Origin of the sequence: Curtobacterium sp. MCPF17_047 (genome assembly GCF_003234045.1) — a bacterium.
Lineage (GTDB): Bacteria > Actinomycetota > Actinomycetes > Actinomycetales > Microbacteriaceae > Curtobacterium.
On sequence record NZ_QKSF01000006.1, the window covers coordinates 127,362 to 140,121 of the forward strand.

At 74.9% G+C, this 12,760-nt stretch carries 15 protein-coding genes and 1 riboswitch; of the genes, 6 read left to right on the forward strand and 9 right to left on the reverse strand.

Annotation, left to right across the window (positions count from 1 at the left end; translation table 11 throughout):
- Positions 1-27: 27 nt before the first annotated feature.
- On the reverse strand, positions 28-1,200 hold the full coding sequence (locus DEJ33_RS08020; RefSeq protein WP_111194666.1) for a hypothetical protein: 1,173 nt from the start codon (positions 1,198-1,200) through the stop codon (positions 28-30).
- Positions 1,201-1,260: 60 nt separating this feature from the next.
- On the reverse strand, positions 1,261-1,560 hold the full coding sequence (locus DEJ33_RS08025; protein ID WP_258374593.1) for a hypothetical protein: 300 nt from the start codon (positions 1,558-1,560) through the stop codon (positions 1,261-1,263).
- Between the two features lie 53 nt (positions 1,561-1,613).
- On the opposite strand from DEJ33_RS08025, the gene DEJ33_RS08030 reads away from it, so the two are divergent.
- Positions 1,614-1,976 carry an RNA-binding S4 domain-containing protein gene (locus DEJ33_RS08030; protein ID WP_110903073.1) on the forward strand — a complete coding sequence of 121 codons (363 nt, stop codon included), beginning with the start codon at positions 1,614-1,616 and terminating at the stop codon, positions 1,974-1,976.
- Positions 1,977-2,038: 62 nt separating this feature from the next.
- On the opposite strand, the gene DEJ33_RS08035 is transcribed toward DEJ33_RS08030, so the two are convergent.
- The 3 genes from DEJ33_RS08035 to DEJ33_RS08045 all read right to left on the reverse strand — a co-directional run bounded on the left by DEJ33_RS08035 (position 2,039) and on the right by DEJ33_RS08045 (position 4,920).
- Positions 2,039-2,989 (reverse strand): DnaJ domain-containing protein, encoded by a 951-nt coding sequence (locus DEJ33_RS08035; protein WP_111194667.1) that lies wholly within the window; start codon positions 2,987-2,989, stop codon positions 2,039-2,041.
- 98 nt (positions 2,990-3,087) lie between these two features.
- A complete protein-coding gene (locus DEJ33_RS08040; RefSeq protein WP_111194668.1) occupies positions 3,088-3,834 on the reverse strand; it encodes a phosphotransferase enzyme family protein in 747 nt (248 codons plus the stop codon).
- A gap of 138 nt (positions 3,835-3,972) precedes the next feature.
- Positions 3,973-4,920 (reverse strand): NUDIX domain-containing protein, encoded by a 948-nt coding sequence (locus tag DEJ33_RS08045; RefSeq protein ID WP_111194669.1) that lies wholly within the window; start codon positions 4,918-4,920, stop codon positions 3,973-3,975.
- Between the two features lie 67 nt (positions 4,921-4,987).
- A riboswitch (TPP riboswitch) is annotated at positions 4,988-5,084 on the forward strand.
- Here DEJ33_RS08045 and thiM point away from each other — a divergent pair.
- From thiM to thiD, 3 genes are all read left to right on the forward strand, one after another.
- Entirely contained in the window at positions 5,073-5,942 is an 870-nt protein-coding gene (gene thiM, locus DEJ33_RS08050) for a hydroxyethylthiazole kinase (protein ID WP_111194670.1), read from the forward strand. It overlaps the preceding riboswitch by 12 nt.
- Positions 5,942-6,607: a thiamine phosphate synthase gene (thiE, locus tag DEJ33_RS08055; RefSeq protein WP_111194671.1), complete on the forward strand. Its 666-nt coding sequence runs from the start codon at positions 5,942-5,944 to the stop codon at positions 6,605-6,607. Before thiM ends, thiE begins: the two co-directional genes overlap by 1 nt.
- A complete protein-coding gene (gene thiD, locus DEJ33_RS08060; protein ID WP_258378131.1) occupies positions 6,604-8,142 on the forward strand; it encodes a bifunctional hydroxymethylpyrimidine kinase/phosphomethylpyrimidine kinase in 1,539 nt (512 codons plus the stop codon). The genes thiE and thiD overlap by 4 nt, the downstream gene beginning before the upstream one ends.
- Before the next feature lie 44 nt (positions 8,143-8,186).
- Here the strand turns inward: thiD and DEJ33_RS08065 are convergent, their stop codons facing one another.
- From DEJ33_RS08065 to DEJ33_RS08080, 4 genes are all read right to left on the reverse strand, one after another.
- A complete protein-coding gene (locus DEJ33_RS08065) occupies positions 8,187-8,726 on the reverse strand; it encodes a metallophosphoesterase (protein WP_111194672.1) in 540 nt (179 codons plus the stop codon).
- A 10-nt stretch (positions 8,727-8,736) separates the two neighbouring features.
- Entirely contained in the window at positions 8,737-9,213 is a 477-nt protein-coding gene (locus DEJ33_RS08070) for a MarR family winged helix-turn-helix transcriptional regulator (RefSeq protein WP_111194673.1), read from the reverse strand.
- 176 nt (positions 9,214-9,389) lie between these two features.
- On the reverse strand, positions 9,390-9,851 hold the full coding sequence (locus DEJ33_RS08075) for a VOC family protein (RefSeq protein ID WP_111194674.1): 462 nt from the start codon (positions 9,849-9,851) through the stop codon (positions 9,390-9,392).
- Positions 9,852-9,870: 19 nt separating this feature from the next.
- Positions 9,871-10,167: a GNAT family N-acetyltransferase gene (locus DEJ33_RS08080; protein WP_110903063.1), complete on the reverse strand. Its 297-nt coding sequence runs from the start codon at positions 10,165-10,167 to the stop codon at positions 9,871-9,873.
- A 116-nt stretch (positions 10,168-10,283) separates the two neighbouring features.
- Here DEJ33_RS08080 and DEJ33_RS08085 point away from each other — a divergent pair, with 116 nt between their 5' ends.
- A complete protein-coding gene (locus DEJ33_RS08085) occupies positions 10,284-10,931 on the forward strand; it encodes an NADPH-dependent F420 reductase (protein WP_111194675.1) in 648 nt (215 codons plus the stop codon).
- Positions 10,932-11,236: 305 nt separating this feature from the next.
- Complete coding sequence (locus tag DEJ33_RS08090; protein WP_146242562.1) at positions 11,237-12,745, forward strand: hypothetical protein; 1,509 nt, start codon at positions 11,237-11,239, stop codon at positions 12,743-12,745.
- Positions 12,746-12,760 lie beyond the last annotated feature (15 nt).

A 12,760-nucleotide genomic window follows, 5' to 3' on the forward strand; every position in this document is an offset into this window, starting at 1 on the left:
CGCCTCAGAGCGTTCGGGGGCCGCAGCTCAGCCGAGCAGCGCGCGGACGAGCGTCCGGTAGACGTTCGCCGACGCCTCCGCCGTGAACGCCGTCGTCCCGCCCTCGGTCCGGCCCACGCGGGCGAAGCCGATCCCCTCGGCCGAGACCACGACGAGCGGCCGGGGTCGTCCCGGGCGCAGCAGCGCCGACACCGTCCACGGGGCCGACCAGAACGCGGCCAGGGTCGGGTCGGCCGACGCGACGGCACCCGGCAGGTCGGGAGTGGACTCGCCGCCGGCCAGACGTCGGTCGAGCAGGTCGCCGGGCAGGACCGCGGTGCGGAACGGCCAGGTCCACGTCGGGCGGATGCCGAGCCTCCCGGCCAGCAGTCCGACGACCCGTTCCGGTGGGACGGACGCGACCACGGACCGGCCGTCGGCACCGGTGTCGACGACGGTGCCGGACCAGGCCTGGAGGCGCGTCACCCGTCCGTCGTCGTCGTGCTGGTCCAGCGTGGTCGGCTGCACCCCGTCGGCCCAGGGGGCGAGGACGGTCGCCGTCTCGGGCGGGACCGTGCCGAACCGGCCGACCAGGTCGGCGGCGACGAGTTCGCGGCCGCCGTCGGTGCGGAGGAGGGCGGGGTTCCAGCGGCGCCCGGCGAGGTTCTGCAGGGTCGAGACGGCCTCGGCCCCGAGGGACGGGCCGGTGAGGGTGGAGCCGGCGAGCAGGACGGGCAGGGGCTCGAGGGTGCGGGACTCACTGGCGGTGACCCGGTCGAGGACCCGGACGGAGTCGAGGACGGCGAAGACGGTGTCGTCCGTTGCGGTCATCCGGGCGAGTGGCCGCTCGACCGTCAGGTCGACGCGGTGGCGGCCCGTGACCAGGAGCAGGTGCGCGCCGGCGACGTCACCCTCCTCGTCGGGGCGGACGTACTCGACCAGACGCGCGGGCGCGCCGGCGGTGGTCCAGACGTCGCAGCCCACGAGGAGCAGCCCGTCGACCGAGCCCGGCAGCCGTTCGAGCAGCGAAGCGTTCTCGTCACCGATCGCCCGGTCGCTCGGGCGGGAGCGGACGGTGAGGACGACGTCGTCGCCCCGGACCCGGAGGTCGGCACCGGCGGACTCCTCGGTGCGCCAGCCGGTCGGACGGACGAAGCGGACGCGGGCGGTACGGTCCTCGGTCCGCCCGGCAGCGGCGGCGGGTGGGTCGGGGACGAGCATGCTGCGAGGCTACGTGCGCGCCCGTGGCCTGCGCTCAGCGGCTCGCCGGGGTGGCGCGGATCACCCGGTCGTCCGGCGGGGGCGCGGCGGTGGTGGCGGTGGGACGGGCTTCGCGGCGACGACATCGGCACGTCGGACCGTGACCGGACCCCGACGGGTGGCGACGGTCACCGTCTCGGTGGTGCGTCCCGTCAGCTCGCCCAGGGCGTCACGGGCACCGTCCCCGTCGTGCGCGCGGACGACCAACCGGTCGCCCAGCGCTGCGGCGTCCAGCGCGGCGAGGGCCCGGGCACGCGCGATCTCGGCCTGCGACAGAGCGGCGGCCGGTGCACCGTCGAGGTCGAGGTCGGCGTCGGACATGCCTCGAGGGTACGGCCCGGGGTCCGCCCGACCGCCACGGCTAGGGTGGCCGGATGGACAAGGCCCGGGTGGACAGCTGGATCTGGGCGGTCCGGATCACCAAGACCCGGTCCGCTGCGACGACGGCGTGCAAGGCCGGCCACGTGAAGGTCAACGGCGAGCGGGCGAAGCCGTCCCAGCCGGTCGGACCCGGCGACGAGGTCCGCGTCCGGCAGGCCGGGTTCGACCGGATCGTCGTCGTGAAGAGCATCATCCTCAAGCGGGTGAGCGCGGCCGAGGCGGCGAAGCACCTCGAGGACAACACCCCGCCCCGCCTCCCCCGCGAGGAGGCCGGCTTCGTCCCGATCCGCGAACGAGGCGCCGGGCGGCCGAGCAAGCGGGAGCGCCGCGACCTCGAGAAGCTCCGCGGGTACTGACCGGCCCGACCGGGCAGGTGCGCCGACGACCAGGTGCGCCGGCGACCAGGTGCTCCGACGGATCAGACGAACCGGACGGTCTGCTGCAGGCGGTCCCGGATCGCGAAGACGTCGACCGAGCCCTCCGGCGACCAGTTGCCGGCGAGCACCTGCACGAGTGCACCCCGTCGGACGATGAGCGCCGTCGGCTTCCGGGGCGTGCCGATGAGTTCGACGTCCTCGTCCACGGCGGAGTCCGGCACGACGAGCAGCCGCCCGGTGAAGCGCACGCGGGTCTGCTTCTGCACGGCTCGGGCCGCGCGGACGAGCTCCTTGACCGGGCGCTCCCCGGGCTCGAGGGTCTCACCGACGACCTCACCGTGCTCGATCGCGACCGGGCCACCCCAGTCGATCGACTCGACGGCCCAGAGCCCGGTCGGGGTGAGGACGGCGTGGTCGAGCTTGCCCTCCGTGCCGGCGTCCAGGTCGTGCCACACCGTGACGCCGATGCCCATGTCGGCGATGATCGCCGCGGTCGCCTCTTCCGCCAGCGCCTCACCGAGCAGCCGCCGGACGGACCGCGGTGCCGAGCGGACGAGGGCGGGGTCGTAGGGGTCCTCGATCGGGTCGCCGAGTCCGACCCACTCGCGTTCGCCGGCCAGGAAGACCTCGCGGGACCGGCCGCCGGGGTGCCCGTGTGACCGCGCCCGCGGGCGGGAGTGGCGACGCGCTGTCGGGGGTGCGTAGTCGTCACGGCCGGGTCCGCTCCTCCAGGCCGCCGAACCGGACGGTGCCGACGACGGCGAGGACGAGCCGGACCGGACCGAACCGGTGTCGTAAGCGCGGCGAGCCGCCGGGGTGCCGATCCGCTCCCAGGCGATCTGCACCCGGCGGAAGCGCTGCGGGTCGCCGCCCAGGTCGGGGTGGCTCTCGCGGGCCGCGCGGCGGTAGGCGCGGCGCAGGGTCTCGTCGTCGGCGGTCACGGGGACGCCGAGGACTTCGTACGGGGTGGCGTCGGCCGGGCTGTCGGTCATGGCCGGAGGAACGCTACCCGACGCCGGGTCGGTGTCCGCCGCGAGCGGGCTGAGCGGGCGCTGAGCGGTGACGCCGTTCCCGGCTCGGACGGACCGCGTCAGACCAGGGCGGCCGTGATCGCGTCCGCGTGCTCCTCGAGCCAGGCGACGTCGGCGCGGTAGAGCTCCGCGTGGCCGTGCGCCAGGTCACTGACGAACTTCGGGTTGCCGGCGGCGGCCTCGGTCTCGATGGTCGTGACGAGGGACACCAGGCTCCCCGTCATCGTCTCGACCAGCACGCTCCGCGAGCGGGTGTCCAGGCCGTAGGCGCGGCAGAACTCGGCGGCGCGGGTCAGCCGGTCGGCGAACTCGGGTACCGGTGCCCCCTCGTCGGCGCTGCTGGTGAACGGGGCGAACCGGTAGACCGCACTCGCGACGTCCCACACGCGCGGGCCCGGGTGCGCGGTGTCGAAGTCGATCACGCCGACCGCCGCGATGCCGTCGTAGACGACGTTGTACGGGGCGAAGTCACCGTGCACGATCGTCTCGACCGGCAGACGTCCGGCCTGCGACCACACGTCGGTCGTGTCGTCGCACGGGAACGAGGCGGCGGCGTCGTGGAGCTGCCGGAGCAGGCGTGCGGTGGTGACGAGGGCGGCCTCGCTCGCGACGTCGGCGGTCCAGGGGTACTCGCCCGCCTCGCCCGGCACGAACGTCACGGTCTCGAGTTGCTCGCCGAGGGAGATCGGGGCGGGGGCCGCGACGAAGCCCTGCTCGTGCAGGTGTGTCAGCAAGCGGTGCACGGTGGGGGTCCACGGCCCGGCAGGCCGGTGCACCCGGTCGTCGGCCTTGGTGATCCGTTCCATGGGGGAACCTCCTGAGCGTCGTCGTCGACGTGCTCGCCACTGTAGTGGCCGGAGCCCACCGTCGCGCGGGTCGCCGGGCGACCATCCGATCGGCGCGCCACGAGCGGCACCGGCAGGCGCAGGCCGGACAGACCGGACTCAGTCGGGCAGCAGCTCCCGCAGCCAGCCCGGGCCCCGCACGGCGGCGCCCAGCGCCTGTACCCGGTCCCGCAGCCCACGGTCGGCGGTCACGACGACGACCGGGGCGTCGCCGGCTGCGACGGCGGACTCGACCACGGCGACGACCGCGTCGTCACCGGACGCCGCCGCCCGCTCGATCGTCACCGGCGGCAGACCGGGCCGCGGGGCGGACGGAGCCGGGTCCGTGGTCGCGCTGCGGGCCTCCCCCTCGAGCACGACGGTCCACCGGGGCCACCAGGCGGTCGACGGCAGGTCGAGCGCGGACGCGGGGACGCCGACTGCGGCGAGCGCGCGGACCTGCTCGACGAGTCGGGCGGCGGCGCCGGCGCGGTCCTTCCACCAGCCGTCCGGCACGCTGCCGACGACGTTGGCGGCGTCGACGACGACGTGCGGGGTGCGGTCGAGCGTGGCGCGGAGGGCGGCCCAGGACCGACCGAAGCCGGGGTGCAGGTCGAGGGACTCGACGTCGGCGACGGGCACCCAGGCCAGGGCGAGGCTCTCACGGTCGGCCATCACCGGTTCGAACGGCCGGGAGGCGCGCCCCACGACGGTCGTGTACGTCCAGAAGCCGAGGTCGAGGACGGCGGTGTGACGGAGGTCGACGGCGTCGTCGGGGACACCGGCTTCCTCGGCGGACTCGCGGAGGGCGGCGGTGACGGGGTCCTCGTGCTGGTGGCGTGCCCCGCCGGGGATGCCCCAGGTGTCGCCGTGGTGGCTCCACTCGACGCGGTGCTGCAGGAGGACGCGGCCGTGTCCGTCGTCGACGAGCAGGCCGGCGGCGCCGAAGCGGCCCCAGGCCTTCGTGCCGTCCTCGCCGTAGGCCCAGGCGTCGCCGGGGTCGCGGGGGCCGGAGGGGGGTCCGGGCGGCGGTCCTGCCGGGGTCGCGGTCCGTCGTTCGTCGTCCACGTCTCCACCCTTCCACAAACGTCCGTCGGGTGACCCGGGACGACGACGGGGAAGCGTGTACGGTGTTGTCCGAGACACGGGGTGCCGCATCCGAGCGGCTGAGATCACACCCGTCGAACCTGCTCGAGCTCGTACTCGCGAAGGGATCGTCCATGGAGAACGCTGCGCCCACGACTGACTGGGCCCACCTGACCGCCGAACTGCTGGAGGCCGTCCGCACGCGGGCGCCGCTGGTGCAGTGCATCACGAACACGGTGGTGCAGAACGTCACCGCGAACGTGCTGCTCGCGCTGGGGGCGTCGGCCGCGATGGTCGACGTGCCGACCGAGGCGGGGCCGTTCGCCGGCGTCGCGGACGGACTGCTCGTCAACACCGGCACGCCGCACGCCGAACCGTACGCCGCGTCGCTCGAGGCCGCGGCCGCCGCGGTGGTCGCGGGGACGCCGTGGGTCCTCGACCCGGTGGCCGTCGGGTCGTTGCCGGTCCGGACGGCCCTGGCGCGGGACCTCCTCGCATTCCGGCCGACGGTCCTCCGGGGGAACGCGTCGGAGGTGCTCGCGGTCCTCGGCGCCTCGGCCGGCGGTCGCGGGGTCGACAGCATCGTCGGGACGGAGGACGCCCGCGACGCTGCGGTGACCGCCGTCCGGGACGAGACCGTCGGGGCCGTGGCGGTGTCCGGGCCGGTCGACCTGCTGGTGGCGCCGACCGGGCTGGTGCGCGTGGCGAACGGGACGGAACTCCTCACCCGGATCACCGGCGGTGGGTGCGCCCTCGGCGCGGTCGTCGCGGCGTTCGCCGCGGTGGCTCCGGGACGTCCGCTCGACGCGGCCGTCGCGGCGACGGCGGTGCACACGATCGCGGCGGAGCTGGCGGCGCGGGAGGCCGGCGGCCCCGGTACCTTCCAGCCGCTGTTCCTCGACCGGCTCGCCGCACTGACACCGGAGGACGTCGTCCGGGAGGCCCGGATCACCGCCGACACGTCGGCTGCGGTCCCCGGTCGCTCCATCGGCGGTGCCGCCTGATGCCCGGTAGGGACCGGTTCGGGGTCTACCTGGTGACCGACACCGCCCTGGCTGCTCGGCACGGGCACGGGGTGCTCGGCGTGGTCCGGGCAGCGGTGGGCGCGGGAGTCCGGATCGTGCAGGTGCGTGACAAGACCGCTTCGGCGCGGGACCTCCTGGCACTGACGACCGCGGTAGCCGACGCCGTGGGCGACCGGGCACTGGTGGTCGTGGACGACCGGCTCGACGTCGCCCTGGCCGCACGGCACGCCGGGCACCGGGTCGCCGGCGTGCACCTCGGCCAGTCGGACGTCCCGGCGAGCGCCGCCCGAGCACTGCTCGGTCCGGACGCCCACGTCGGGTTGACGGCGAACACGACACGGCACCTGGTCGAGGTCGCGACGATGCCCACGGGTTCGGTGGACCTGCTCGGGGTCGGTGTGGTGCACCCGACGAGCACGAAGCCGGACCACCCGCCGGCGCTCGGGGTCGCCGGGTTCGGGCGGCTCGCGGCCACGACGACGGTGCCGTGCGTGGGCATCGGCGGGGTGACGCTCGACGACGTGGGGCCGCTCCGGCAGGCGGGCGCCGCGGGGGTCGCCGTCGTGTCGGGGATCTGCGCGGCACCCGATCCGGGCGCTGCCGCTGCGGCGTTCGTGGCCGCGTGGGACGGAGCGGTGCGGTGAGCGGGCAGACGGGCAGAGCGGCGTCCCCGCTGCCGCGGGTGCTGAGCATCGCCGGCACCGATCCGACGGGTGGCGCCGGGGTGCAGGCGGACCTCAAGTCGATCGCGGCCCAGGACGGGTACGGCATGGCGGTCGTCACGGCCCTGGTCGCGCAGAACACGCTCGGGGTCCGGTCGGTGCACGTCCCCGACACCGTGTTCCTCCGGCAGCAGCTCGACGCGGTGTCGGACGACGTCACCGTCGACGCGGTGAAGACCGGCATGCTCGGCACGGCCGAGGTGGTGCGGGTCGTCGTCGACTGGCTCCGCGAGCACCGACCGGCGTGGGTGGTCGTCGATCCGGTGATGGTGGCGACGAGCGGCGACCGCCTGCTCGACGCGGACGCCGAGTCGGCCATGACCGAGCTGTTCGCCCTGGCCGACCTGGTCACCCCGAACCGGGACGAGCTGCGGGTCCTCGCCCAGCTCGCTGACGCCCGGACGACCGAGGGGATCGAGGCCGCTCGCGCCGTCGCCCGACGGTGGGACGTCCGGGTGCTCGCGAAGGGCGGTCACGACGACGGTCCGTCCTCGGACGACGCACTGGTCTCCCCCGACGGCAGCGTCCGGGTCTTCCGCGGGCCGCGGGTCGCGACGACGAACACCCACGGCACCGGGTGCTCGCTGTCGAGTGCGGTCGCCACGCTCGTCGCCCGGCACGGCGACTGGGAGCTGGCGGTCGGGGCGGCGAAGACCTGGTTGACCGCGGCCCTCCGCGGCGCCGATGCCCTGCGGGTCGGGCAGGGCCACGGACCGATCGACCACAACGCCCTCGTGCGCTCGGCACTCCCGACACCGCGGCTGACCGAGGCCTGGTGGGCCGATGCGGCCGAGGTGCTCGACGAGACGCTGGACTGCCGGTTCCTCCGGGGCCTGGCCGACGGCACCCTCGACCCCGAGGTCTTCGCCGGCTACCTGGCGCAGGACGTGCACTACCTCCGAGCGTACGAGCAGCACCTCGCCGCGGTCGCCGCCGGGTCGACCGGGGACGCCGCCGCGTTCTGGACGACCGCCAGCGAGGGCTGCGCCGCGGAGGCCCGCGACCTGCACCACCGTCGGCTCGCCGGGTCGCACGCGGACGACCCCGTGCACCCCGTGTGCGCCGGGTACCTCGCGCACCTCGCCGACGCGGCACGGCAGAGCGTCGACTCCGGGGACGTCTCGGTGCTCGCTGCGGCGGTGCTCCCGTGCTTCCGGGTCTACGCCTGGGTCGGGGAACGGCTCGGCACGGCGCCGGTCGGGCACCCGTTCGCGGACTGGATCACGGCCTACGGGGACCCCGGGTTCGCAGCGTCCAGCGCGCGGGCCACGGAGCTCGTCGAGGAGCTCGCCCGGCGGGCCGACCCCGCGCTGCGCGGGCGGATGGCGCGCGCCTTCCGGCAGTCGGTGGCGCAGGAGCTCGCGTTCTTCCGGATGCCGGAACACCTGGGCGAGCCAGGACAGCCGGGCAAGCCAGAACAGCCGGGCCACGGGGAGCAGCCGGGCGAGCCGGTCTGACGGAGGTGGGGCGGGCCTCCCGGTCGAGTGGTCGAACGGCTGGGTCAGGACGCTTCCGGCGAGGCGATGAGTCGGATGCCGTTCGCGCCGGGGGCGCGGCGGACCAGGGTGACCCGGATCTCCGATCCGTCGACCTCGCAGCGCATCCAGGTGTGGTCGGGCTGCCGGCGGCGGTCCGTCGGTGAGCCGGGGTTGAGCAGGCGCATCCCGTTCGGCGCGGTGGAGTCCCACGGGATGTGCGAGTGCCCGAACACCAGCACGTCGACGTCCGGGTGGTCCGACTGGGCTCGACGCTCGCGACCGGTCGCCGCCCCGGTCTCGTGCACGACCGCGAAGCGCAGTGACTCGACGCGACGGGCGGCGACCAGGGGCAGGCGCTCCTCGAAGCCGAGGTCGTTGTTGCCACGGACCGCCAGCAGCTCGCGGGCTCGGGCCTCGAGCAGGTCGACGGTCGCCAGGTCCACCCAGTCACCGGCGTGCACGACCAGGTCGGCGGCGTCGATGTCCGCCCAGAGCTCGGGTGGCAGGTCCTTCGCCCGCTTGGGCAGGTGGGTGTCCGACAGCAGGACGAGCGAGGTGCTCACGGCGTCGCCGTCACTCGTCGGGTGCGCGGGCCGGCATCGGCAGAGCGACCTCGTCCGCGGCACCGAGTCGTTCGAGCATGCCGGCGAGCAGGGCCACGTCGTCGTCGGACCAGTCGGCCAGGCGTTCGACCAGGGCGTCCCGGTGCAGTTGCACGGACCGGGCGAGCGCGAGGCGGCCGGCGTCGGTCGCCTCGAGCGGCTTGGCGTTGCCGGAACCGCCGTCGACCGTGCGGACCAGGCCCGCGACGAGCAGACCCGACAGCTGCCGGGAGATCGTCGACCGGTTCAGGCGCAGGTAGCGGGCGATGTCGATCGCCATGCACCCCGGGTGCTGCACGACGAAGTCGACGAGCGACTGGTCCACGATGCTGAGCACGTCGTCGGTGCCGCGCGCACGGACGCTCGCGCGGCGGGTGATGCGGGAGAGCTCGGTGTACGCCCGTCCGATGTCCGCTTCACGGATCTCGGGGCCCCTCGGGTCGGCCATGGTGTTCCAGTCTGTCGTCCGGCGTCGGCCGGAGGTCGGTCGCCCCTGGTCAGGGCGCGGTGCTGCGCGTCGGTCCCCGCATCACTGACGCGGGTCCCTCCGCCGACAGTGTCGACCAACGACAACCGGGTGTCCATCGAAGAGGGGACATGTGACCGGCTGCCGACGGTCGGGGCTCAGGCCGGCGCGCCTGCGGCCCGGAGTGCGGCGATGTCGAGCTTGACCATGCCCCGCATCGCCTCGTACACCCGGCCGGCAGCCGCGTGGTCGCCGCCGGCTGCCATCAGCTCGCCCATCATCGACGGGGTGACCTGCCACGACAGGCCCCAGCGGTCGACCAACCAGCCGCACGCGACCGGGTGCCCGCCTTCGGCGATCAGGGCGTCCCAGATGCGGTCGAGCTCCTCCTGCGTGTCCACGTCGACCTGCAGCGAGAGCGCGTCGGTGAACGGATGCCCGGGGCCGCCGTTCATGGCCCGGTACGGCTGCCCCATCAGGGTGAACTCGACCACGAGCACGGACCCGTCCGGCGCGCGCCCGATCCCGTCGATGCGTGAGTCGGGGAACAGCTCCGTGTAGTACTCGGTGGCGTGCTGGGCCTGGTCGTCGAACCAGAGGAAGGGGACGATGCGGGGCATGGCGGGTCTCTCGGTGGGGTCAGTCCGCGACGCCGCGGCTGAGGAGGTCGTTCTTGTCGGGGTGCTCGTCGAACCACTGGCTGACGAACCAGCACATCGGGACGATGCGCTTCGTCGACGTCGTCTCGACGTCGGACACGGCGTGCTCCACGAGCTCGCCCGCGTACCCGTGACCGCGGTGCGCGGGCACCGTGTACGTGTGCGGGAAGGCGATCGCGTCACCGTTGACGCGGTAGTCGAGCACGCTCACCAGGGTCCCGTCGACGTACATGGCGTACCGGTCTCGGTCGGCCTCGTTCCGGAACTCGTGTGTCATGCCGCCATCCTGCACCGCCGCTCAGGGTCCGGTGTCGCCGCACGCCGAGGAACGCCAGACACGCGCAGCGGAGCACACCGACGGAATGACCACCGGGTCACCGTGTTGCACGGAGCATGACCACCATCGGAATCATCGGAGCAGGCAACATCGGATCCCAGCTCGCACGCCTGGCCGTGCAGCACGGCCACCAGGTCGTGATCGCGAACTCGCGCGGGCCGGAGACCCTCACCGACCTCGTCAGCGAGCTCGGTGAGCACGCCACCGCCGGCACCCGCGAGGACGCCGCCACCCGGGGCGAGATCGTCGTCGTCACCGTGCCGCTCGGCGCGATCGAGACGATCCCCGTCGAGCCGCTCGTCGGCAAGGTCGTCATCGACACGGACAACTACTACCCGCAGCGCGACGGCCAGATCGCGGCCCTCGACGAGGAGACCACCACCACGGCCGAGATGCTGCAGGACCACCTGGTCGGTGCGCACGTCGTCAAGGCCTTCAACCACATCGGCGCGGACCACCTCACCGAGCACGCCACCGCCGCCGGCACCCCGGACCGTCGCGCCCTCGTGATCGCTGGTGACGACGACGCCGCCAAGCACACCGTCGCCGACCTGATCGACCAGTTCGGTTTCGACACCGTCGACGCCGGGCCGCTCGCCGAGGGATGGCGCATCCAGCGGGACACCCCCGGTTACGGCCCGCGCATGAACGCCGACGAGCTCCGCGAGGCACTCGCGAGCGCGAAGCGCTACCGCGACATGTGACGTCGACGCACCGCGTGCTCGACCCCCTCTGACTGGGGCTCTCGGCCGCTGTTCCTCCCGAGTAGAACTGACGATGGATCAATCCAGGGAGAGGAACAGCGGCCGTGGCGTCTCATCGCATGCCCGAGTCCGAGCGACCCCGCCGGGCGGTACCTGCATGGGTCACCGCTCCGCCGGAGGACGCCCGTCCTGCGGAAGCCGCGCTGACCGGGGCGAGCGCTGGCGCAGTCCCCGCCGTCGCCGCGATCCCCGCTGTCGCCACGATCCCCGCTGTCGGCACAGTCCCCGCGATCGACACAGTCCCCGTGATCGGTACTGTCCCTGCCGTCGGCACGGTCCCCGCCGTCGGCCTGGAGGCGCACCACACCACCGCCCCGCCGGTCCTGGACCCGAACGCGGTCGCCCCCGACTACCCGCCGGCGCAGGAGCTGTTGCCGCCGGCCCCGACGTCCCCGAACGTCGACACGATCCCCTTCGCTCCGCTCTCCGGCGCACGCTTCGTCGGCGCGTCCGCGGTCGGCGCCGCCGGCGGTGGCGTGACCGTCACCACCGCCGCCGCGGGCAGCTCCGCCGTCGGCCGCCACGGCGCCGGCCAGCACGCGTCGTCCGGACGCCGCGACGCCGCTGTGGCCGCGGGGATGGCGTTGCCCGTGCCTCCCGTCGTCGGAGCCCACGCCGTCGGGAGCCGGCCCGCCGGTGCTCCCCCCGTCGCCCCGGAGGTCCAGCGCCCGCCGCTCGGCCCCGTCGTCGCCGACCCGCCCGGTGAGCCCGCCAACTGGTACACGCCGCAGGCCGGCTCGCCCGCCGCCCCCGAGGCGCTCTCGCCGTCCGTCGGGGCCGGCCGCACCACGCTCGGGACGCCGGGCCCACACGCCGACGCCACGGCCTGGTCAGCGCCTGTGCCGACCACGCCGCCGGCGCCGGTGATCCCCGTCGTGCCCGCAGCGGGTCAGCCGCGGTTCTCGGTGCCCGGCCTCGAGCACGTCGTCGTCGAGGGCGGCGAGCCCGAGCCCGTCGGCCCGATCGGGTACCGCACCCCCGCACGCTTCGCTCGACAGCAGGCCCGGGTCGTCCCGCCCGCCGTGACGGCTCCCCCGACGTTCGACGCCCTCATCGGCGCTCCGGCCCCGACGACGGCCACCGTCCTCGGCGGCCCGTCTGCGGTCGTCGGTGCGCCGGCCGTCCCGCCGCTCGCCCCGGTCCTGCCGTCCGTCACCCCGACCGATGCCCAGGCCACCGCCGCGGGCCGCAGCGCTGCCGACGACACCGCTCCGCCCGTCGAGCCGACTCCGGCCCGGGAACACCGGAACGCTCGCGGGCGCGGCACCCCCGGCCGCCGTCCCTTCCGCTCCCGCCGGAGCGTCGAGGAGCCGCCGAAGCGTCGCTCGACCGCGGTCCCGCTCCCCGCGCCCGCCGAGGTCGCGGCCGTCGCGACCGCCACGACGGAGGGTGCGGCGAGCCTCTTGTCCGTCGCCCAGCCGGCCATGGCACGTGCCGGACGGTCACTCGGACCGACCCCGGGTGCCGTCCTCGGCGCCGTGGCCGGCCTCGGGACGATCGGGCTCGCGGCGTGGTGGTTCACCGCTCCGGCGACCGTGCACGCGGTCGGTGTGGTCCTCGGCCTGCTCGCGGTCCTGGTGTCCGTCGTGACGATGCGGAACCCGCTGACCACGTGGCAGCGGCCGGTCGCCCTGCTGGGCGCGGTGCTCGGCTCGGTCGGCACCCTCGTGCTGCTGTGGGCGGTGGCCTCGGCGCTCGGCGCCCCGCTGCCCGACATCACCGGCACCGGGACCGTCCCGGCGATCGCGCCCTGACCTCGACCGTTCGCC

Bases quoted from the DNA above. Each gene is read 5' to 3' on its own strand.
- DEJ33_RS08020 (WP_111194666.1), bottom strand. From the start codon at position 1,200: ATGCTCGTCCCCGACCCACCCGCCGCCGCTGCCGGGCGGACCGAGGAC.
- DEJ33_RS08025 (WP_258374593.1), bottom strand. From the start codon at position 1,560: ATGTCCGACGCCGACCTCGACCTCGACGGTGCACCGGCCGCCGCTCTG.
- DEJ33_RS08030 (WP_110903073.1), top strand. From the start codon at position 1,614: ATGGACAAGGCCCGGGTGGACAGCTGGATCTGGGCGGTCCGGATCACC.
- DEJ33_RS08035 (WP_111194667.1), bottom strand. From the start codon at position 2,989: ATGACCGACAGCCCGGCCGACGCCACCCCGTACGAAGTCCTCGGCGTC.
- DEJ33_RS08040 (WP_111194668.1), bottom strand. From the start codon at position 3,834: ATGGAACGGATCACCAAGGCCGACGACCGGGTGCACCGGCCTGCCGGG.
- thiM (WP_111194670.1), top strand. From the start codon at position 5,073: ATGGAGAACGCTGCGCCCACGACTGACTGGGCCCACCTGACCGCCGAA.
- thiE (WP_111194671.1), top strand. From the start codon at position 5,942: ATGCCCGGTAGGGACCGGTTCGGGGTCTACCTGGTGACCGACACCGCC.
- DEJ33_RS08070 (WP_111194673.1), bottom strand. From the start codon at position 9,213: ATGGCCGACCCGAGGGGCCCCGAGATCCGTGAAGCGGACATCGGACGG.
- DEJ33_RS08075 (WP_111194674.1), bottom strand. From the start codon at position 9,851: ATGCCCCGCATCGTCCCCTTCCTCTGGTTCGACGACCAGGCCCAGCAC.
- DEJ33_RS08080 (WP_110903063.1), bottom strand. From the start codon at position 10,167: ATGACACACGAGTTCCGGAACGAGGCCGACCGAGACCGGTACGCCATG.
- DEJ33_RS08085 (WP_111194675.1), top strand. From the start codon at position 10,284: ATGACCACCATCGGAATCATCGGAGCAGGCAACATCGGATCCCAGCTC.